The sequence below is a fragment of the Corynebacterium sp. HMSC063G05 genome (assembly GCF_001810555.1).
GTDB lineage: Bacteria > Actinomycetota > Actinomycetes > Mycobacteriales > Mycobacteriaceae > Corynebacterium > Corynebacterium jeikeium_D.
The window spans coordinates 1-20376 of sequence record NZ_KV801860.1; the positions used below are offsets into that span (position 1 = coordinate 1).

The window sequence follows — 20376 nt, forward strand, 5'->3', positions numbered from 1 at the left end:
TCATAAACTCGCACAGTTTCACATTTGCAGCCCGCATTCATGGGTTAATCAACAAACTTGGCGGCGGCCAACAGCAGATACACGTCCGATACCGCCACAACTAGCCCCCGCCACCCCGACTACGCCTTATCCAGCCACTCCTGAGCCACCAATTCAGGGTTGGCACCGCTGGCCACAGCCCGAGTCATTAGCTTTAAATCCTCAGTGCTCAAAGAACCAGCGATCTCGTTGAGTACCCGGACTCGGTCGCTCCGGTCCAACGCCGGCTTGGCGTAGAAAGGCACGATCCACTGCGGCAGGTTAGCCCCGGGGTTGTCAGCTGACATATCCGTGCACCCCTGGGCCATGCCCGCGTCGGTGGCCATAACTTGCCCCGGCAGCGACCGCGAAAAAGCATCATAAACGCGGTCGCGCCACTCGCCACTGAACTGCTTGTCCGGAGTGGAGTCCTCTGCGTAATCCTCGGCCAACAGCTCCGCCGACGCCGGGTCACTCAGTCCGAGCAGTTCACCGGTGCAGCCGAAAGAGACCAGAACCGCTTCATTGCGCACAGCTCGCAACCGGTCCTCAGCATCGCGGATGCCGACGACCTCCGCTTGGCGCCCTACCCTCTCAAAGCTTCGCGCATACACGTACGCGAGAGCTGCTTGCTCGGGGTTGCGCAGGTCTGCCCCGATAGTTACTACCGCCTCCTGCTCGGGAGGAACAGGCATCTGCGGATCCAAATCAGAACACGCGGAAAGGCCGAACCCCGCTGTCCCAGCGACCAACGCCAGGGCAGCAAAAGTGCACACAGCAGCCTTGGAGCTACCCCTGTTCCCCATTGAGCCAGTGCAATAGTGGAGCTCGCCGCTCGCACGTCTAAAATCAATCATCGACACCAGCGTAACCTACGAACGGATTGTGAGGTCTCCCAGAATGGGTGATACGAATAGCCGCAACAACAGCGCTTCGGCGAAAGCTCGCAATCCGCGAACTAACTCGACAAGTAAAGGCTCAACACCGTCGGGCGCAGAAAAACCCGGCAAGACCGCTCGGGCAACGAATGCAGCTAAATCTGCAGCAATGTCAGCTGTCTCGAAGGTGACGCGCACCAACGGATCGTCGTTAAGCGTGGGAGAAACGCAGTCGGAGGCGGTGCGCGACGCCCTGCGCGATTGCGGCGTCTACATCGGCGGCAAGCGTTTGCCGGGCACCTACGACCACTTCTCCGGTCTGTCCGAGGTACGTAATTTTGGCGAGGGCTTCACGTGGCTGTCGTTGTCGCGCCCCAACGCGACGCAGATGGACGCCATCGCTGAGCTCTACGGCCTGGATGAGCTGACGGTGGAGGACGCACTGACCAATCGTCAGCGCCCTAAGATTGAGATCCACGATGATCACGTGGTTTTTGTGATTCGTTCGATTCACTACTCTCCGGAAGGTCTCGCAGACGACGAAAATGAGATCATTCGCTCTGGCCAGCTGATGATTGTTATCGGCCAGGAGTACGTCATCACCATTCGCATGGGCATGCCGAGCTCGGATATGCAGCGCATTAGCGCACGCGTGGAGAACACCACCGACGCCATCGACTACGGCCCCGCGGGCGTGCTGTGGGCGCTGACGGACAACCTCGTCGACGCGTACCTGCGCATCGCGATGCAGCTGGAAGATCGCGTGGAGATTATGGAAGATGCCGTCTTCGAGCCGAATTTGGTGTCGGATATTGAGGACATTTACATCCTCAAACGAGAAATCCTGGAGATGCGCCACGCGATCGATCCGCTGACACCGGCGCTGCGCTCCCTGATGAATCTGCGGGAAGACATCATGCCTAAGGACGTCAGCCGTTACCTTTCCGATGTTCTCGACCACCAGCTCGCCGCGGCGGACCTCGTAGCCGGACTCGACGAACGCCTCTCATCCCTGATCGACGCCGCCGCAGTGAAGATCCAGCTGCAGCAGAACCAGGACATGCGTACCATCTCGGCCTACGCAGCTATTCTCGCCGTGCCGACCGCACTCGCCGGCATCTACGGCATGAACTTCGACCGCATGCCCGAACTACACTGGGAGTACGGCTACTTCATCGTCCTCGCCATCATGTTCGCCATTGTGGCGTTTTTGGTGTGGCTCCTGCGCCGCAACAAGTGGCTGTAATCTCTGCTTCTTACAGCCCTCGCTTTACGACGGTCATTGCGACTCATCCCCCGCGTTTAGCTGGGTAGCTTGTTGCCCGTGTTTAGCTGGGTAGTTCGCTAGCTCTGCGCTGATGGTTCCTCTAAGTGGGGAGCTTTCCCCATTGGGGATCGACCGCGCTGGACAGGTCAGTAAACTTAATTAAGGTTTAAAAAATTTCTTACTAATTTTAAGGCGCCTTAATGAGTAACGATCCCTGGGAGCTCCCACCACCCGAGGAAAATGGTTCCGATTCCTGGGCACTTCCCGCAGATGACCACGATGAGTCGCGTCCGAGCTTCGATTCGGCTGGAACTCGGGACGCTGCTGAGCCGGAGTCGGTTGAGCGGGAACCGGAGTCAGTTGCGTCGGAGCCAACGCCAGTTGAGCCTTCGGAGCAGCCAGCATCGGAATCGCCGGTCCCGTCAGAATCGCAGGAACCTGTTGCTTCCTCGGAGCAGCCAGCACCCGAACCGTCGGCACCACAGGATGACGCGCCGGAGTTAGCGTGGAGCACGCACGCTCCCGATCCCGAAACCTTGCAGTTCGCTCCCGAGCGAGCCCAAACGGAATGGACGCAGTGGGGAGAGTTCAATCCGGACCGCCAGATACTTCCGCAGTCGTCTGACCAGTATTCTGACCAATATTCCGAACAGGCGCCGTCGGTCACAGAGCGCGGCAAGAAGAAATCCGGCCTGAGCGGAAAAGTGTTAGCACTTATCGCTGTTGTCGTTTTGGTCATCGCCGGCGGCACCACTGTCTTTTTCCTTACCGGTCGAGGCAAGAGTCTTGCGGCGATGTCTTACATTTCTTCCGAAGACCCTGGACCGAGTCCTTTTATGGATTCCACGGTCAACGAAAAAGCGGTCGCAGCGCCAAACAACTCGAGCTTAGTTAACGCGTCTTCTCAAGGTGCTGTCGCCGGAAACGACCCCAATATCTACGGAGGCTCCGGCCAGCTCAGCGTCTGCGATGCAGATGCACTCGTTGCGAACCTCAACGACAACGCTGACCTCAACGCTGCATTCGCCGAGGGAATCGGCATCAATGCGTCTGATGTGCCGAGGTACGTTAAGTCCCTGACCCCAGTTGTCCTGCGCCAGGACACGTGGGTCACCAACCACGGCTACGACAACGGCCGAGCAACTCCTTACCAGTCAGTTCTGCAGCGTGGCACCGCAGTCATGGTCGACGCTTACGGCGTGCCCCGCGTCCGCTGTTCCTGTGGCAATCCCCTCGCTGAAGCATGGAACGGCTACACCGCGCCAGAGGCTAGTAAGACCAACTGGGACGATTACGAACCGCGAAATGTCGTGACCATCTACGAAACCGACGTCACCATCAACAACATCAACGTCATCGATATTGAAGATGGCGATGACATAGACATCTCAATCTCGTCGGACGATATCGATACGCAGCGGGCGATTCTCGATGCCGTCACAGAAGACACCCCAGTAACGAGCCCTAAAGACATGGGAGTGCGTCCCGACGGCAAACTCCTCGGCGAGCTAGGCCTAGCCGAGGCCGAAGGCGACGCATCCGAGCGCCCCACCGGCGCAGACCGCTTTAACGACTACCAGCAGTGGGCCGAAACCGGCTGGGGTGGTGTTGGTGGTGACCGCGCAACTCGTTCAAACGGCGCCAACGATGCTGACGGAACGATACCAGTAGATCCTGCTGAATTTAAGAAACAGGTTGGATTAGAGCTCTTTGGGGATTACTACATCGAGATTGAAAATCGCGGAGTTGGCTGCTTCATCAACCCAGCCACTAACGGCATATTTTGTTACATCGATGCACTGGCCAATTCTGGCCAACGTGGCCCATATAGTGCCGTTGACGGCGCAGCACCTGACGGCGATGGACCACTCAACTTCCTCGTCTTTAGTGGTCCACCCGGCGGCTTTACTGCGATGGCATATCAACTTGAGAGCCCACTGAACGGCATACGCCCCGAGCGCCGACTTCGGCCTGGGGAATCCGTGACAATAGGTGACTACACTTGCTTTAATCTGGAAGAAACCATGGGTTGTGAAGCACCTGTAACACGCTTCGATATGGACGCCACGGGGGATGTTTACATCGATAACGCTGAAGTACCTGTTAACAGAAATTAATCCCACGCCAACGAGCGAACAACCTACCCACGGTTCCCACCGAGCGCCCGCTGCGCAAGCAGGTCACGGGCGCGTTCGGCATTGCGGGGGTTGCACAAGACGTCGTAGCGACGAGCAACGATCTCCGTGGTGGTGGAGAAATCCCGCTTGCCGTTCTGCATAGCGTATGGGACTGCAGCCAGCACGATGCCGAAGATGGCGCCCATCCCGAGGCCAACAATCAACGGGCTAACCCAATCTTCCTGGAAAAGCCCCAGAATAAGGCCGAAGAACAGGCCCATCCACAGGCCGTACAGCGCGCCGCCGCCGAGAACCTTCGGCCAGGTCAACCGGCCCACCACGCGCTCCACCTGCATCAGGTCAACACCGACGATGGTGAGATCTGACACCGGGAACTCATCGCGGTCACTGAGCGAATCCACAGCCGCCTGCGCGTCAGAATAGTTGGTGAAACTGCCCACCGGCCACCCTTCGGGCACCTGACGCTGAGGCAACCGGGACTTCATGCTCTGTTCCCGGCCGCTCCCCCAACCGCTGTTCGCTTCCCCATTTGCCATCGGTACTCTCACCGTTCCCTTGCAGTTGTTGTCGCAGTAGTTGTTGTCACAGTAATTGGTGACGCAGTTGCTAAAAGTGTTGCTAAAACTATTGCCAAAAGGCGTTCTACCGAAGACAACGCCTAACAGTTTCCAATTGTTCCACCGCCTGCCCCACCACACATTTCGCCACCACCGCGCTTACCGCAGGGGCTGGGCGCTATGCCCGTCGTAAAGCGGAAAACTGCTGATTTTGTCAGTAGTTCTTTGTCTTACGGGGTCTCACGATAAGATTCACTACATAATGTCTACGATTACTGAAGCTGAAGTTCGCACCGCCCTGGCGCAGGTCGAAGATCCTGAGGTACGTCGCCCGATTACCGAGATTGGCATGGTCAAGTCCATCTCGGTGGCGGACAACAACGACGTGGCCGTGGAGATTTACCTCACCATTGCCGGTTGCCCCATGAAAAACACCATCATCGAGCGCACCGAAAAGGCGCTCAACGGTATCGAGGGCGTTGGCAACGTCACCGTCACCACCGATGTGATGAATGACGAGCAGCGCCGCGAGTTCCGCAACGCCGTCCGCGGCACCGCCTCCGAGCCGGTGATCCCATTCGCCCAGCCGGACTCCCGCACCCGCGTGTTCGCCGTCGCCTCCGGTAAGGGTGGCGTTGGTAAGTCCTCCGTGACCGTGAACCTCGCCGCCGCGCTGGCCGCGAAGGGTCTGTCTGTCGGTGTCCTCGATGCCGACGTCTACGGACACTCCATTCCGCACATGATGGGCTCCGAGGAAAAGCCGCACCAGGTCGACGACATGATCATGCCTCCGCAGGCGCACGGCGTGTCACTGATCTCTATCGGACACTTCGTCGACGACAACGCACCGGTTGTCTGGCGTGGGCCAATGCTGCACCGCGCTATCCAGCAGTTCCTCGCGGACGTGTTCTGGGGCGACCTGGACGTCCTGCTATTCGACCTGCCCCCGGGAACCGGCGACATCGCCATCTCCGTGGCGCAGCTCGTGCCGAACGCTGAGCTGCTGATTGTTACTACCCCGCAGATGGCCGCCGCCGAGGTCGCAGAGCGCGCCGGCACCATTTCGCTGCAGACCCGCCAGCGCATCGCCGGTGTCATCGAGAACATGAGCTGGATGGAAATGCCCGACGGCTCCAAGATGGAGGTCTTCGGCACAGGCGGCGGCGAGACCGTTGCCCGTCGTCTTACCCAGATCACCGGCGGAAAGGTCGAGCTGCTCGGCCAGGTACCGCTGGACACCGAGCTCCGCGAAGGCGGCGACAAGGGCACTCCGATTGTCCTGTCCAAGCCGGATTCGGGCGCGGGCGAGGCCCTGAACGCTATCGCTGGCAAGCTGGTTGTTCGTCGCGAGTCGCTCGCAGGCAAGTCGCTCGGCTTGGGCGTGACTCCGAAGTAGGCCTTCGCTTTACGACGATCACAGCGACGCCCCCTCCCCGGTATTTTCGGTGCCGGGAAGGGGGCGTCTGCTTTTGCGGCTGCGGTGTCTGGGGCGTATGTGTTGTGGGCGTTTTCGGTGGTGCATCCACCAAAGCGGCTGCGTGCACTTACTGACTAGGTTTATGACACTTTCGTGGCAAAATTTGTGCTCAAAGTGTCATAAACCTAGTCAGTAACTTGCGGTCGGGAACGGTTTGCGACCGCTATAGGTTGTCGTCCTCGACCCAGGCCTGCACCCCACGGGGCTGCTGAGGTTGTTGCGGTTGCTGCGGCTGCTGTGGTGTTTGTTGCGCTTGCTGTTGGCGGGCCTGGGCAACTGGATCCTGCCACGTTCCCGGCTGCTGGGCTGGCTGCTGAGCCGACTGCGGGAGCGGCTGCTGCGACGGAGCCGGCTGCACTGGCTGGTTCGTATTGGACTGCTGGTACTGCTGACCCGCAGGCCCGGCCGCTCCTGCCGCTCCTGCAGCTCCGGCTGCACCAGTTCCGCCACCACCCGCTGCGGGCTTACCGGAGAGCATGTCCAGGTAGGTGTCATCGCCGTCGAAAAGCGTCCTGGTGATGGCGGTCTTCGGGTTGAGACGACGGAGATCGTTGAGCTCCTGCAGCGGCTTGCGAAGATCGTCGAAGTCTTCACCGAACTCGTCCGAGAGGTTATCGCGTGCGTCATTGATTGCGGTGCGCGCAGCCAGAAGCAATGCGCGGACGTCCTCAATTACCTTCGGCAACCGCTCAGGTCCGATGAGAATTAGTCCGAGGATAAAGAGGACAAGAATCTCGCCCCAGCCAACATTAGAAAACACGTTATACCACCTTAGTTACAGTGCACCTCGCATGCAGCATTGCGTGGCCAAATCCACCAAATCTGCCAAATCCGCAGAAACCAGCCGAAACCTGCCGAAACCAGCGCCCCCCTACTCCGGCGTGATCTTCGCCTCCAGCTCGGCTCCGTGGCGAACGATTTTCAATACCGCCTCATTACCAGCGCCAACAGTCCACAGCGCCACCGTGAGCTCATCTGCGGACGATACCGCGCGGTCTCCCACAGCCGTAATCACATCGCCTTCCTGCAGGCCTTCCCGGTCGGCAACGCCTCCCGGCAGGATGCTGGCAATCTCGGCACCAGTCAGTGCGCCATTGGAAACCGTGCGCGCTGTCACGCCAATCCCCGGATGAACCGGCTGCTCACCGGCGATGAGCTGCTCAGCGATGGCAACGGCTGAATTGATTGGAATCGCAAAGCCCAACCCCTGTGAGCCACCCGAACTACTGAAAATCACCGTATTAATGCCGATAATGGCACCGCGGATATCCACCAGCGGACCACCCGAGTTACCCGGGTTGATGGAGGCATCGGTCTGAATCGCATCGGCGTAGCCGTCCGTGTCAGTCCCCTCAGCGGCCAGGCGCACCGGCCGGTTAAGCGCCGAGACAATGCCCGAGGTCACCGTGCCGCCCAGCCCCTGCGGCGAGCCCATCGCAATCACTGTGTCACCGACCGCAACCGCGTTGGAATCACCAAGCTGCGCCACAGTCAGCCCCGCAACATCTTCGACCTTAATTACAGCGAGGTCGGTCTTCGGGTCGCGGCCAATAATCTTGGCCGGCACCTCTTTCAACTTGCCGCCGTCCCAAAACGTTACGGAGACCTGCATATCCTGCCGATCCGCCACCGCCGAAACGACGTGGTTATTGGTCAAAATATGACCGTCACCATCAATGACAAACCCCGAGCCCACGCCCGAGACCTCACCGGCACTGACCGCAATCGACACCACCGCGGGACGAAGAGCCTCCGCCACCTTGCCGATCTCAGTCAAATCACCGTTGCCCGGCCGCCCCTCGATCTGCTGCAGCTCCACACGCTGGTAGTCCGAGCGGAAAGTCTTGCCAGCCCAACCGCCAACAAAGCCACCAACACCGCCAATGAGCAGCACCACGGCCGACGACGCCGCAATCACACGCCACGGCACCTCGCGGCCAAAAATCACTTCCCGCGCGCTGACGCGGGGAGCCGTCTTCGGGCGAGGCTTCTTTTTCGCTTCGGGTTTGCGGGCTGGACGCCCCGTCGTCATGCGTGACGACGAATCCTGCCACGGCGAATACTCTTGGGCGGTGGCGCTGGGGTCGTCGTCAAGCTTTTGCCCTGGTGCACGCTGTAGCCCGCCAGTTGCGGCGGCACGATCGGAGTCCGGGGCAAACGCGGAATCATCGAAAGAGCGATGTTTGCCCACTAGTGACGACCACCTTTACGAAAACCGCGAACGATCTGCTCCAACGCAGCGCTCAATGACTCCGGCGGACGGTGCGCAAGATGCCGCGCCGACCGATGGGGCTCTGAGTCCTCGCAACTGCCTGCGAAATCAGCAATACGTGCGCGCAGCTCAGCTGGAATGTGCAAGGGCGCGCTATCACGCAGACGCTTGGCTGCCTGCCGCTGCTTCGCGACCTCCCGGCGACACTCCGGACATGCCATCAGGTGCGCCTGCGCACGACGCTCAGCTACGACCGACAACTCGCCGTCAACAAAAGCGGCAATTGCCTCGGTGCCGAGATGCTCCGTTGACAAAAAACGCTTGTCATCGCCCTGCTGAATCACAGACTGCAGCACCTCCAGAAATCGCACCCATTTAACTAGCCCCACAATAGCCGCTCCCGCGGATTGAGTGCGGGAAATCTAGCCTGCGGTGACCGACTCCGGCAGCTCCTGTCGTTCCTTCTCCAGGCGCTCCAACGTCGCCCGCAAGCTGGAACGTGCCCGGTGAATACGCGAACGCACAGTGCCCATCTTGAGCCCAAGGGTGCTGGCAATTTCCTCGTAGGTCAGCCCCACCACATCACAGAGGACAACCACCGCGCGATAGTCCGGCTGCAGCTCAGCCAGCGCGATTTCCAAATCCGGGTCGAGCATCGCGTCATCGACGGCCTGCTCCGGCGTCTTCAGCGTGCCCGGGACACGGTCGTAGTTCTCCGGCAACGCCTCCATCCGGATGACCTGCCGGTGCCGGACCATATCCAAAAACAGGTTAGTGGTAATCCGGTGCAGCCAGCCTTCAAAAGTGCCGGGACGGTATGACTTCAGCGAGCGGAACACACGCATGAATGTTTCCTGCGTCAGGTCTTCCGCGTCCTGCTGGTTACCAGTTAACCGATATGCGAGCCCATAAACACTATCCGCGTGGGCCTGGACCAGCTCCGACCACGACGGCATCTCCCCCACACCTGCGTCAAAAGCCGCGGTGCCGGACAGTTGCTCAGTTACGTCAGCGGACGCGGCGTCCTCGCGGCTGGCGCCTACGCTGACTCGTTCGGACTTGACTCGTTCGGGCATGAGGTTCAGTGTTCCTTACCAACCTTAGGTTTGTAGTGACCTTACCCTGAAAATAGTTTGAGAGTCCAGACAAACTTGAGGCTTGTTTACCCACCTAGTCCGGCACTGACCGGCGCGCCCCGCTGCCCTGCCCGAAGTTTTTTCCTACGCTATAGAACGTGTCCGAAACGAGTTCTTCTGCTACCCCGCTATCCGCACGTGACGCTATTGCACAGCACGTCAACAACACGACCGTAGTCTCCGAGGCCCTTGAAAGCGCCCGAGAGAGCGCTCGCGAATACGGAGTTGCCGTCCCCGATACGATGACCGGCGCCGCTTTGACCTCGCTCATGGCTCTGACCAGTGCCCGCCGCGACGGTCACCCCGCCGCTGTCATCGCATCGCCTGCGGCAGGCGTAGTCGGTTTGCACCTGGCCGCCGGCCTCGGCGATGACGGCGTTCTCACCTGCATCGACCCGGAGCTCGAGCACCAGTCTCTGGCAAAGTCCGCTTTCCGAGCCGCAGGCATCCGCCCCAACCGACAGCGCTTCCTGCCTTCGCAGCCGCTGGAGGTCATGGATCGACTGGCCGCCGACTCCTACGACTTGGTCTACTTGGACGTCGCCCCGGCGATCCTCCGCGCCGCCCAGGAAAAGGCCTGGCCGCTGCTTCGCTCCGGTGGCGCGCTCGTCCTGACCGGCGCGCTCCTCGACGGCACTGTCGCTGACTCGTCACGCACTGACCGTGACACCGTCGCTGCCCGTGAAGCCGACGAATATATGCTCCAGCTTGACGACGCTTACGTGATGCGCCTACCTCTAGCAGCTGGCACCACTGTGCTGGTGAAGAAGTAGTTTTCTACTGTTGGCCGGCTGGCTAGCGGCAGCGGTGGGCCGAGCCGAGTTACTGACTGCGTTTATGACAGCGGCGGCGGGTCAAGCCAAGTTACTGACTGCGTTTATGACAAAAGTGACCCGAAAAATGGCTTGAAAGTGTCATAAACTCACACAGTTTCACATTTGCAGCCCATATTCACATGCGAAGCCCGTGATTTTTGGGGTTGCCGGTTTTGGGCTAGGTAGCAACTAGGCAGCAAAAAGGGTTAAAGGAGAAAAGGCACGTACCCCACGGTACGTGCCTTTTGCAGCCGGTCGGACTCAGACAGTCTAGATAACCTGGTTCTTACCAACGGCCACAACGCCACCAGCGCTGACCTTGAAGCGCTCTGCGTCCTTCTCCGGATCGACACCGATAATGGCGCCATCGGAAACTACAACGTTCTTGTCCAAAATCGCGTGGCGAACCACTGCCCCGCGGCCAACGCGAACGCCTGGGAAGAGAACCGAACCCTCCACCGTCGCGCCATCCTCGACCACAACGTTGGTGCTAATCACCGAGTTGCGGACCGTACCACCGGAGACGATCGAACCGGCCCCGACCATCGAAGCCTGAGCAATACCGCCCTGGACAAACTTGGCCGGAGGCAGGTTCTCCTCCGAGAAGGTGTGGATTGGCCACTTCTTGTTGTAGAGGTTAAACACCGGGTGGACGGAAATCAGGTCCATGTTGGCCTCGTAGAAGGCATCGATGGTACCGACATCACGCCAGTAGCCCTTGTCACGTTCGGTCTCACCCGGAACGTAGCTGTCCTTGAAGTCCCAGACGAAAGCTTCGCCCTCCTCTACCAGCATCGGAATGATGTTTCCGCCCATGTCATGGTCGGAGTTTTCATCTTCCGAGTCACGCTTAATAGCGTCGATAAGCGCGGAGGTAGTGAAGATGTAGTTACCCATCGACGCGAACGTCGAGTTCGGGTCATCCGGGGTGCCGGGCGGATCAGCCGGCTTCTCCAGGAACTCGGTGATTCGGTTGTTGTCATCGGCATCGATGACACCGAATGCGCTAGCCTCAGAACGCGGGACGCGGATACCAGCGACGGTCACGCCAGCGCCAGACTCGATGTGGGCCTCCAGCATCTGCTGCGGATCCATGCGATAGACGTGGTCGGCACCGAAGACGATGACGTACTCCGGATCCTCGTCATAAACCAAGTTCAGCGACTGCAGGATCGCGTCCGCCGAACCGGTGAACCAGCGCTTACCCAGACGCTGCTGAGCCGGCACCGGGGTGACGTACTGGCCGGTGATGCCGGACAACTGCCACGCCTGCGAAATGTGACGGTCGAGCGAGTGGGACTTGTACTGGGTCAGCACACAGATCTTCAAGAAACCTGCGTTGACCAGGTTCGACAGCACGAAGTCGATAAGCCGATAGCTACCGCCGAAAGGCACGGCGGGCTTAGCGCGGGCTTCCGTCAGCGGGAAGAGACGCTTGCCTTCGCCACCGGCAAGGACAATGGACAAAACATGTGGTTGACTCCTCACACCAACCAACCTATATGCGATTTACGTTCCTCGCTGCCAGTCTCCCCTCCCCGCTACCCACACCCAGGCATATCAAGCGACGGAAATTGTCAAATCTGGTTACGCTGGAACTATGCGTGTTGCCATGATGACCAAGGAATACCCTCCGGAGATTTACGGCGGAGCAGGTGTTCACGTAACTGAACTGACTCGTTTCATGCGCGGCCTCGACGGCGTTGACGTCGATGTGCACTGCATGGGTGCTCCTCGCGATGAGGCGGATGTATATGTCCACGGCGTTGACCCGGAGCTGAAGGATGCCAACGCCTCGATTAAGACGCTGTCCACGGGGTTGCGCATGGCCAATGCCGCCGCGGCAACCGACATTGATGTCGTCCACTCTCACACCTGGTACTCAGGCCTGGGCGGTCACCTCACCGGTCTACTCAAGGGCATTCCGCATGTGGCCACCGCGCACTCACTGGAGCCGCACCGCCCGTGGAAGCGCGAGCAGCTCGGCGGCGGTTACGACGTTTCCAGCTGGTCCGAGCGCAATGCTATGGAGTACGCAGACGCTGTCATTGCTGTTTCCGCACGCATGAAGGACGCCATCCTGGACGCCTACCCGCGTATTTCCCCCGACAAGGTTCACGTTGTCCTGAACGGTATCGACACCGAGCTGTGGCACCCGCGCCCGACGTGGGAAGAGTCCAAGGAACAGAACGGCTGGTCCGTCCTGGAGGAGCTCGGCGTTGACCCGTCTCGCCCAATGGTCGCGTTCGTCGGCCGCATCACCCGTCAGAAGGGTGTCGCTCACTTGGTCAAGGCCGCATCGCTTTTCGACGACGGTGTGCAGCTCGTTCTGTGCGCCGGCGCTCCGGACACCCCGGAAATCGCGAAGGAGACTGAGCAGCTCGTCCATGACCTCCAGGAGAAGCGCGATGGCATTTTCTGGGTGCAGGACATGCTGCCGAAGGAGAAGATCCAGGAGATCCTGACAGCCGCGGATTCGTTCGTCTGTCCGTCCATCTACGAGCCGCTGGGCATCGTTAACCTTGAGGCTATGGCCTGTGGCACCGCCGTTGTCGCCTCTGATGTCGGCGGCATTCCGGAGGTTGTCGTCGATGGCGAAACCGGCACTTTGGTTCACTACGACGAGTCTGATCCGGAGGGCTTCGAGCGTGGAATCGCTGCCGCGGTTAACAACATGGTCGCCGACCGCGACCGCGCTACCAAGATTGGCCAGGCGGGTAAGAAGCGTGCTGAAGATGTGTTTAGCTGGGAGAACATCGCTGAGCAGACCGTTGAGGTCTATAAGTCTTTGATGTAGCTGGCTGTCTGCGAGACGCCACAGATGCGCGGTGGACGGAGTCTCCTCATAAGGCCCATCGCTTCCGAGAAGGAAGCGGTGGGCCTTTCTTAGCCTTTTTACTAACCCCGTTCAGGACATTTACTTATGCCCTTGCCCACTTTTCTAAACCTAATTTGAGTTTTGGCTGAATTTATCATTACTGGTCAATAGCATCCTGAGTATGAGATTCACTAAGAAGGTGGCAGCAGCTGGTGCCGCCATTGCCATAGCGCTAGCGGGTGCAGTACCGCATCAGGCGCTCGCTACAGAAGTAGCACCATCCCCTAGTACCGCTACCATCACCGAGCGTGGTCCCCTTGGGCAGTCCGGTCGCTGGTTTACCGATGGTGACGGCCGAGCTTTCCTCACTCAGGGGTCGAACATCGTCTACAAGCACGATCCTTACACCCCCGAGGCCGGAGGCTTTAACGAGGACGATGCTGACTGGCTCGTGCAGCAGGGCTTCGACTCCATGCGAGTCGGCATTATCTGGAAAGCAGTAGAGCCAAAGCCCGGCGAGTACAACGACGAATACCTGGATTCCATTGCCCGCACTATCTCTATGCTCACCGAGCGTGGAATCGCGGTCTTGGTCGATGCTCACCAGGACATGTACAACGAGAAGTTCGAAGGCGAATTTGCCCCGGATTGGGCTGTCATTGACGACGGCGTTCCCAGCCTTTTAAAGGTTGGCTTCCCCGCTAACCAGGCCCTCAATATCGGCCTCATTAGGGCATACGACAACTTCCTGAATAACCGCGAAGGGCCAGGCGGCGTTGGGTTGCAGGAGCGTTACGCAGCCATGTGGGGCCATGTCGCCAAACGCCTTGGCGACATGCCGGGACTGATGGGCTACGACATCATAAATGAACCGTGGCCAGGCTCCGCATACCCACTGTGCTATCTGGCTCTCGGCGACTGCGGCCCGGCTAAGGAAAAGCTCGATGAACTGCACCAGAAGGCTGCCAATCAGATTGTCGACAAGGACCCGGACGCTATTGTCCACTACGAGCCCTACTCCATGTGGAACACCGGATTGAACACGAATCCGGCAGCCCCGGAGGTTCCTGAAACCGCTGGTACGGCCCTCAGCTGGCATGTCTACTGCACCACGAATGCCCTGTTCAACACCTACACGGGCTGTGACTTCTTCGATGGTCGTACCTTCGACAATGCGGAAATTGTCTCATCCGACAACGGCTCGGCCACACTGCTGTCCGAGTTCGGTGCGACCGACGATGCCGATACCCTCAATGGCGTAATTTCGCTTGCCCGCCGCCACATGGTCGGCTGGCAGTACTGGTCCTACTGCGGATGCAACGACCCGACGACGCAGAACCAGAAGGAACAGGGCATGGTCTTCGACCCTACTGTTCCAGGACCTGTAGGTGCCGATGCCTTCAACCGCGACAAGATGACCATCCTCGCCGCTCCACACCTGCGGGCGGTCGCAGGCACCCCGCAAGCTACCGACTGGAACCGCGACACCCGTGTCTACCAGGCCAGCTGGAACAATAGCCGCGTCGATGGCACCGGATCTTTCGCACCTGGTTCCACCAGCGAGCTCGTTGTGCCCTCAATCAACTTCCCGAATGGGTTCACAGTGAATGTCGAGGGTGGCCACGCCACTGTCGCTGCCGATGGCCAGACGGTTCATATCGTCTCCACTGCTGACAAGGTGTCAGTCACCATCCAGCCGAAGTAGAACCAACCGCTCGATTCACCAAATCACGCCCTGTGGATTCTTCCGCAGGGCGTTCTTCGTGCCGCAGGGTCCTCCCCCGCCATCGGACCTGCAACCCACCCCAGCTTGGGCTACAAAAATCGAGAATATAATGGCTTCCATGACCACTCACGAGAATTTTCCAACGGTCCGACACACAATTTTCCAAAACTCACTGATGTCCGCACTGCTCGATGGCATCTACGACGGCGAGATGACCATTGGCGAAATCCTTGGTCATGGAAACTTCGGCATCGGCACCTTCGACGGTCTCGATGGCGAAATGGTAATCCTCGACGGTGTTTGCTGGCAGGTGCGTCACGACGGCTCCGCGACCCGGGCCACCATGGATCAGCGCAGCCCCTACACGGTGGTGACCAACTTCGTTCCCCACACGGTGATGGATGCGCCGGAAAACCTGACTCGCAAGGAAATTAGCCCCATCATCGATTCCCTGGTGCCGAGCCAAAATTTTATGTACGCACTGCGGATTACCGGCGAATTTGAGTGGGTGAAGACTCGAACCGTCGTAAAGCAGGAAAAGCCGTATCAGAAGATGGTTGATGCGACGGAAGAAGACGCGTCGGTTGATTTCGAGAACCTGCGGGGCACGATTGCGGGCTTCCGCACGCCGGTGTACGAGAAGGGAATTTCGGTGCCCGGCTGTCACGTGCACTTCCTTGCGGAAGGCGGCACCGGCGGCGGGCATGTGCTGGACTTTAAGCTGCGCTCGGGCACTATCGAACTGTGCCCGGGCACTGACCTGCAGCTTCGCCTTCCGCTAACGGCGGAATTCTCGGATGCTGACCTGGATCCGGAAGACCTGGATGAACAGATTCACAAAACCGAGGTCAAGGAGTAGGCGCTAGTCGCCCGGGCGCCCCAGACGGGTGACGTAGGCACGGGCGGTGACGTACATCTCTGCAGGTAGCGCTGCAATGCGTTCCTGCAGCACCTCCGGGTGAATATGACGTGCCGACGGGCTCATACCGATCTGAGCGGCAATTGCACTCTGGTTGAGATTCATACCGAACTCCACCAGCTCCGGGTCGCCAACAGGCACGAGGTGCCCCTCTGCCTGGGAAATCATGCGCTCGACCTTGCCGCGCTCGACATCAATGATGCCCAGTGGCTCACGAAGCTCACCCAAGTGACCAGTGGTGGCAGTCAGAACCACAACCTGGCCGCCCGGCTTGAGCACGCGAGCGAACTCCTCCGCGTTGCGAGGTGCGAAGACGACTGTAAGCGCATCGATGGAGCCATCACGCAGCGGCAGACGCGCCCACGCATCGGCTACAACGGCGCCGAGGCGCGGGTGGCTCTTGGCCAGGTGCTTGGCGGCCGGCACAGACACATCAATGCCTACGCCACGGGAATTGGGAATGCTGTCCAGCGTGTGTGCGAGGTAGTAACCAGTGCCCGCACCGACTTCGCAGATGACTGGGCTGGCGGCCTCGGACACGTTGGCGTCGTCAAGCACGTCCTGGACGTTGCCTGTAACTGCCTCAACGAATGGAGCATAGTGGCCACCAGAGAGGAACTCCTCGCGGGCGGTAATCATCTTGGCGTCATCGCCGGTGTAGCGCAGACCAGCCCCTCCGGCGAGCGTAACGTAACCCTGGCGGGCGACATCATAGCTATGTCCGGATTCGGACTTCAGAGTCATTCGTTCGGCATCACCAAACTTCAAATCAGTGCCATCGATGGGGTCAGCAAGCACATCAATGATGTCAGCTAGCACGTCGGTCACTCCTCAAACTGAGCTAGAAAAATAATTTTCACTATCTTAGCCCGTGTCGAGCTCAGCCAAGTAACTCCAATGCGAGTTACTGACTACGTTTATGACAAAAATTGCCCGAAAACTGGCTTGAAAGTGTCATAAACTCGCACAGTTTCACATTTGCAGCCCGTATTTTTTGTTCATAAACCCTCATTCGAGCCGTTATCACCTGAAAAAGAAAAGGCGACCTACACCACTGGTGTAGGTCGCCGCTGGGTCAAAACCGGACAGGCCCGGCCACTACCCGGCCTCTACCCGATACCCCACTACTCTGCTACTCCACTACTGCTACAAGCTCTGCACCGAGCTCCTTGGCTTCCTCCGGGGACAGTTCCACCACCAGGCGCCCACCACCATCTGCGGGGACGCGCATCACAATCTTCTTGCCCTCTTTAACTGCCTCCAGCGGACCATCACCGGTACGCGGCTTCATTGCTGCCATGTGAACTCCTTCGTTCTAAGACAATGTCGATGCAGGAGACGACCAGCTACCCCAGCTCAGCTGTGGTAGCTGGGAGATTGACAATCCCGGTTCAAGACCTCGGTCTAAGACCCCGGTTTAAAATCCCGGTTTAGAATCCCGGTCGGCATTTCGACTACTTCTCTTCATCATAGTCTTTTGTTTCACGCAGCGGCATGGGTGAAGCGCCTCAAACTACGCCCCTTACACCAGCCCACGCACCGGATGCAGTGGTGCAAAATCACCAGAAATAGCCAGAGTCATGCGACAGACATCAAGGGTTTCGGACACCTGATGCGAACGAAACACCGCAACGCCGGCAGCTGCCGCATGGGCAGTCGCGGCCAAGGTGCCGGGCACACGTTGCTCGACCGGGCGGTCCAGAGTCTCACCGACGAAGTCCTTATTCGACAGCGCCATAAGCACCGGCCAGCCTGTAGCCACGAGCTCATTGCAGCGCCGCAGAAGTTCGAGGCCGTGGTAGGTGTTCTTGCCAAAGTCGTGGGTGGGATCGATGAGGATGCGGTCCTCCGGCACGCCAGCGTCCACTGCCCTCTGGGCGAGTTTGCCGGTTTCTGAGATGACATCGTCCACGACGTCGTCGTAACGCACGCGAATCGGATTGGTGCGTGGCAGTGCCCCACCTGTGTGCGAGCAGACGTAACCCATCCCGTGGGAACCCGCGACTTCCAGCAGCTCCGGGTCATGGCCCGCCCAAGTGTCATTAATGAGGTTGGCGCCAGCGTTAATGGCGGCCTCTCCGACTTCGGCGCGCCAGGTGTCGACGCTAATGTGCAGGTCAGGATAGCGCTCGCGGACCTTCGCGATGGTCGGCACCACGCGCTCGATTTCCTCGGCAACAGTTACTTCTGCACCGATACCGGCCTTGACGCCGCCGATGTCGACAATGCCCGCGCCTGCCGCAACAACTTCGTCGACGCGAGCAAGCGCAGCCTCCTCCGCAGCCGTCGCGCCACGGTCATAGAAGGAATCCGGGGTGCGATTGACGATGGCCATCACCGTCGGCACCGCGGAGTCCTGATAAAAACTCCGCACAGCGTCCTACCTTTCGCTGAAGCGACGGACTCGGCGGAGCTTTTCGGAAACGTCAGAGGTCGGCTCACACTCTTCCAACAGCTTTTCGTGCGCGGCCTCGATGTACTCGACCGCTTCGTCAATGGAGTCGGTGACCAGGAAAAGGTCCATATCAGTCGGAGAAATCAGCTCCATGGCCACTAGTTTCTCACGCATCCAATCAACCAGCCCCGACCAGAACTCAGTGCCGAGCAGCACGATTGGGTGATTTTCCACCTTCTCGGTCTGAACCATCACCAGTGACTCAAAGAGTTCATCGAGAGTGCCGAAACCGCCCGGCAGGCAAATAAACGCCTGCGAGTACTTCAGGAACATGGTCTTCCGCACGAAGAAGTAGCGGAAGTTCATGCCCAGGTCGACCCAGTCATTCAAGTGCTGCTCGTGCGGCAGCTCAATGCCCAACCCAATGGACAGGCCGTCGGCGTCGTAGCAGCCGCGGTTGGCGGCTTCCATGATGCCCGGGCCGCCACCGGTGATGGTCGCGTAACCCGCCTCCGCCAGCGCCTTGCCCAGGTCGAAGCCCCACTGGTAGTAAGGGCTATCCTCTGGCAGACGTGCCGAACCATATACCGTCACCGCCGGCGGAATCTCCGCCAACGCACCAAAGCCGTCAACGAACTCCGACTGAATGCGCAGCACACGCCAGGTATCGTTGTGCAGCCAGTCCGTGTTCGGATTGTGTGACAACAGCCTGCGGTCGGTCGTAGACGCCTGCGGTTCGCCCGCCTGTCGAATCGCGATTGGGCCGCGGAGTGCACGGCGCTTAGCTGGGGACGGAGTACGTACAGGTTTCATAACCTCACAATGTATGCCAGCAATGACATACGCGCACCCGCTCGGCGAGGGTGGGGTGTGATTCTAGGCTCACTCAGCCACCGGCGCGGTGGTCAAGTACCGCCGCACATCCTCCCACAGTGCCGTTATGCACTCGACCGGAATCTGCTCATCCTTCTTGTGGCAGTACGCCGGGTCACCCGGGCCAAAGTTCACCGCAGGAATGCCGAGCGCGGAAAAACGCGCCACATCGGTCCACCCAAACTTGGGCTTTACGACGTCGCCTGCGACCGCAACCAACTCCTTCGCAGCAGCCGCATGCAGTCCCGGTAGTGCCCCAGGGCTCACATCCTCGACATCGACGGTGAGGTCCTCGGCCGCAAACTCGTCGAGTCCCAGCACCTCGCGGAAGTGTGCCATGGCCTCATCGGCGCTGCGGTTGGGCGCGAATCGGAAGTTGACTCGCAGCACCGCCTCGTCGGGAAGCGTATTGGTGGCAACCCCGGCCTCCAGCCAGACGACGTTGAGCCCTTCGCGGTAGGCCAAGCCGTCGATATCCACGGTCTGCGGTTCATAGGCGGCAATGCGTGACAGCACCGGTGCTAACTTGTGCACGGCGTTGTCGCCGAGCCACGCCCGAGCCGAGTGTGCACGTGTGCCGTGCGCGGTCAGACGCAGGCGAATAGAGCCCTGGCAGCCGGCTTCGATGACATTGCCGCTGGGCTCGCCCAACAGAGCGACATCGCCAGTCAGAAGCTCCGGATGCGACTCACTCAAGTGCCGCAACCCGTTGAACTCCGCGGCGATCTCTTCGCATTCGTACATGATGAGCGTCAGGTCGCGCTGCAGCTCCTGGCTTGCCGCTAGCGTCGCAAAAGCATGCAGATAGACCGCGTCCCCGCTTTTCATATCCACAGTTCCGCAGCCAAAGAGCGTGTCTCTTCCCTGCGCGTCTACCCCACGCGTCGAAGGCACATTGTCCGCAGTCGGCACCGTATCCAGGTGTCCGGCCAGAATCACACGCTGCGGCAATCCACGATGAGTCCGTGCAATCACGTTGTTATCGATGCGCAGGACCTCAATCGACTCATCTGCCTGCGCGACCTCACGCAATGCCACCTCGACGGCATCCGCAATCGCGGTCTCATTGTGGGACACCGATTCGATGTCCACCAGTGCCGCCGTGAGGTCTACAGGATCTTGGAGCAGATTTAACTTCGATTTCACA

19 protein-coding genes are annotated in these 20376 nt (G+C 59.5%); 7 read left to right on the top strand and 12 right to left on the bottom strand.

Features of this window, described 5'->3' with window-relative positions; all coding sequences use genetic code 11:
- Positions 1 to 119: 119 nt before the first annotated feature.
- Positions 120 to 824, bottom strand: coding sequence for a type 2 periplasmic-binding domain-containing protein (locus HMPREF2751_RS07820; protein ID WP_242458662.1), 705 nt, complete (start codon positions 822 to 824; stop codon positions 120 to 122).
- 94 nt (positions 825 to 918) lie between these two features.
- On the opposite strand from HMPREF2751_RS07820, the gene HMPREF2751_RS07825 reads away from it, so the two are divergent.
- Positions 919 to 2142: a magnesium and cobalt transport protein CorA gene (locus HMPREF2751_RS07825; protein ID WP_070595809.1), complete on the top strand. Its 1224-nt coding sequence runs from the start codon at positions 919 to 921 to the stop codon at positions 2140 to 2142.
- Positions 2143 to 2363: 221 nt separating this feature from the next.
- On the top strand, positions 2364 to 4280 hold the full coding sequence (locus tag HMPREF2751_RS07830) for a DUF6777 domain-containing protein (RefSeq protein WP_070595810.1): 1917 nt from the start codon (positions 2364 to 2366) through the stop codon (positions 4278 to 4280).
- Positions 4281 to 4303: 23 nt separating this feature from the next.
- Here HMPREF2751_RS07830 and HMPREF2751_RS07835 read toward each other — a convergent pair whose 3' ends face one another.
- Positions 4304 to 4786, bottom strand: coding sequence for a YflT domain-containing protein (locus tag HMPREF2751_RS07835; protein WP_070595811.1), 483 nt, complete (start codon positions 4784 to 4786; stop codon positions 4304 to 4306).
- 334 nt (positions 4787 to 5120) lie between these two features.
- Between HMPREF2751_RS07835 and HMPREF2751_RS07840 the strand changes: the two genes are divergently transcribed.
- Positions 5121 to 6254: an Mrp/NBP35 family ATP-binding protein gene (locus HMPREF2751_RS07840; protein WP_070595812.1), complete on the top strand. Its 1134-nt coding sequence runs from the start codon at positions 5121 to 5123 to the stop codon at positions 6252 to 6254.
- A gap of 244 nt (positions 6255 to 6498) precedes the next feature.
- On the opposite strand, the gene tatB is transcribed toward HMPREF2751_RS07840, so the two are convergent.
- The 4 genes from tatB to sigE form a co-directional block, all read right to left on the bottom strand.
- On the bottom strand, positions 6499 to 7095 hold the full coding sequence (gene tatB / locus HMPREF2751_RS07845) for a Sec-independent protein translocase protein TatB (RefSeq protein WP_049171944.1): 597 nt from the start codon (positions 7093 to 7095) through the stop codon (positions 6499 to 6501).
- Positions 7096 to 7206: 111 nt separating this feature from the next.
- Positions 7207 to 8526, bottom strand: a complete 1320-nt coding sequence (locus HMPREF2751_RS07850; RefSeq protein ID WP_070595813.1) for a S1C family serine protease — start codon at positions 8524 to 8526, stop codon at positions 7207 to 7209.
- Positions 8526 to 8918 carry an anti-sigma factor family protein gene (locus HMPREF2751_RS07855; RefSeq protein WP_246823194.1) on the bottom strand — a complete coding sequence of 131 codons (393 nt, stop codon included), beginning with the start codon at positions 8916 to 8918 and terminating at the stop codon, positions 8526 to 8528. The genes HMPREF2751_RS07850 and HMPREF2751_RS07855 overlap by 1 nt, the downstream gene beginning before the upstream one ends.
- Before the next feature lie 51 nt (positions 8919 to 8969).
- Positions 8970 to 9623, bottom strand: coding sequence for an RNA polymerase sigma factor SigE (sigE, locus tag HMPREF2751_RS07860; RefSeq protein WP_070429357.1), 654 nt, complete (start codon positions 9621 to 9623; stop codon positions 8970 to 8972).
- Between the two features lie 158 nt (positions 9624 to 9781).
- Here sigE and HMPREF2751_RS07865 point away from each other — a divergent pair, with 158 nt between their 5' ends.
- Positions 9782 to 10456 (top strand): O-methyltransferase, encoded by a 675-nt coding sequence (locus HMPREF2751_RS07865; RefSeq protein WP_049193703.1) that lies wholly within the window; start codon positions 9782 to 9784, stop codon positions 10454 to 10456.
- Between the two features lie 312 nt (positions 10457 to 10768).
- Here HMPREF2751_RS07865 and glgC read toward each other — a convergent pair whose 3' ends face one another.
- Positions 10769 to 11986 (bottom strand): glucose-1-phosphate adenylyltransferase, encoded by a 1218-nt coding sequence (gene glgC, locus HMPREF2751_RS07870; protein ID WP_070595828.1) that lies wholly within the window; start codon positions 11984 to 11986, stop codon positions 10769 to 10771.
- A gap of 112 nt (positions 11987 to 12098) precedes the next feature.
- Here glgC and glgA point away from each other — a divergent pair, with 112 nt between their 5' ends.
- From glgA to budA, 3 genes are all read left to right on the top strand, one after another.
- Positions 12099 to 13295 carry a glycogen synthase gene (gene glgA, locus HMPREF2751_RS07875; protein ID WP_042388572.1) on the top strand — a complete coding sequence of 399 codons (1197 nt, stop codon included), beginning with the start codon at positions 12099 to 12101 and terminating at the stop codon, positions 13293 to 13295.
- Positions 13296 to 13497: 202 nt separating this feature from the next.
- Positions 13498 to 15021 (top strand): glycoside hydrolase family 5 protein, encoded by a 1524-nt coding sequence (locus HMPREF2751_RS07880; RefSeq protein ID WP_070595814.1) that lies wholly within the window; start codon positions 13498 to 13500, stop codon positions 15019 to 15021.
- A gap of 130 nt (positions 15022 to 15151) precedes the next feature.
- Positions 15152 to 15901 carry an acetolactate decarboxylase gene (budA, locus tag HMPREF2751_RS07885; RefSeq protein WP_080969585.1) on the top strand — a complete coding sequence of 250 codons (750 nt, stop codon included), beginning with the start codon at positions 15152 to 15154 and terminating at the stop codon, positions 15899 to 15901.
- Between the two features lie 3 nt (positions 15902 to 15904).
- Here budA and HMPREF2751_RS07890 read toward each other — a convergent pair whose 3' ends face one another.
- The 5 genes from HMPREF2751_RS07890 to dapE all read right to left on the bottom strand — a co-directional run bounded on the left by HMPREF2751_RS07890 (position 15905) and on the right by dapE (position 20375).
- A complete protein-coding gene (locus HMPREF2751_RS07890) occupies positions 15905 to 16780 on the bottom strand; it encodes a methyltransferase domain-containing protein (protein ID WP_069358883.1) in 876 nt (291 codons plus the stop codon).
- 313 nt (positions 16781 to 17093) lie between these two features.
- A complete protein-coding gene (locus tag HMPREF2751_RS07895; RefSeq protein ID WP_005509573.1) occupies positions 17094 to 17261 on the bottom strand; it encodes a DUF3117 domain-containing protein in 168 nt (55 codons plus the stop codon).
- 222 nt (positions 17262 to 17483) lie between these two features.
- A complete protein-coding gene (folP, locus tag HMPREF2751_RS07900; RefSeq protein WP_070437943.1) occupies positions 17484 to 18296 on the bottom strand; it encodes a dihydropteroate synthase in 813 nt (270 codons plus the stop codon).
- 45 nt (positions 18297 to 18341) lie between these two features.
- Positions 18342 to 19169 (bottom strand): LOG family protein, encoded by an 828-nt coding sequence (locus tag HMPREF2751_RS07905; RefSeq protein ID WP_070429515.1) that lies wholly within the window; start codon positions 19167 to 19169, stop codon positions 18342 to 18344.
- 69 nt (positions 19170 to 19238) lie between these two features.
- Complete coding sequence (gene dapE / locus HMPREF2751_RS07910; protein ID WP_070595815.1) at positions 19239 to 20375, bottom strand: succinyl-diaminopimelate desuccinylase; 1137 nt, start codon at positions 20373 to 20375, stop codon at positions 19239 to 19241.
- Position 20376: the final 1 nt, after the last annotated feature.

What these genes read in the sequence shown, in the direction of transcription:
- HMPREF2751_RS07820 (WP_242458662.1), bottom strand. Translation starts at nt 824, where the DNA reads ATGGGGAACAGGGGTAGCTCCAAGGCTGCTGTGTGCACTTTTGCTGCC.
- HMPREF2751_RS07825 (WP_070595809.1), top strand. Translation starts at nt 919, where the DNA reads ATGGGTGATACGAATAGCCGCAACAACAGCGCTTCGGCGAAAGCTCGC.
- HMPREF2751_RS07830 (WP_070595810.1), top strand. Translation starts at nt 2,364, where the DNA reads ATGAGTAACGATCCCTGGGAGCTCCCACCACCCGAGGAAAATGGTTCC.
- HMPREF2751_RS07835 (WP_070595811.1), bottom strand. Translation starts at nt 4,786, where the DNA reads ATGAAGTCCCGGTTGCCTCAGCGTCAGGTGCCCGAAGGGTGGCCGGTG.
- HMPREF2751_RS07840 (WP_070595812.1), top strand. Translation starts at nt 5,121, where the DNA reads ATGTCTACGATTACTGAAGCTGAAGTTCGCACCGCCCTGGCGCAGGTC.
- sigE (WP_070429357.1), bottom strand. Translation starts at nt 9,623, where the DNA reads ATGCCCGAACGAGTCAAGTCCGAACGAGTCAGCGTAGGCGCCAGCCGC.
- glgA (WP_042388572.1), top strand. Translation starts at nt 12,099, where the DNA reads ATGCGTGTTGCCATGATGACCAAGGAATACCCTCCGGAGATTTACGGC.
- HMPREF2751_RS07880 (WP_070595814.1), top strand. Translation starts at nt 13,498, where the DNA reads ATGAGATTCACTAAGAAGGTGGCAGCAGCTGGTGCCGCCATTGCCATA.
- budA (WP_080969585.1), top strand. Translation starts at nt 15,152, where the DNA reads ATGGCTTCCATGACCACTCACGAGAATTTTCCAACGGTCCGACACACA.
- HMPREF2751_RS07895 (WP_005509573.1), bottom strand. Translation starts at nt 17,261, where the DNA reads ATGGCAGCAATGAAGCCGCGTACCGGTGATGGTCCGCTGGAGGCAGTT.
- folP (WP_070437943.1), bottom strand. Translation starts at nt 18,296, where the DNA reads ATGGCCATCGTCAATCGCACCCCGGATTCCTTCTATGACCGTGGCGCG.
- HMPREF2751_RS07905 (WP_070429515.1), bottom strand. Translation starts at nt 19,169, where the DNA reads ATGAAACCTGTACGTACTCCGTCCCCAGCTAAGCGCCGTGCACTCCGC.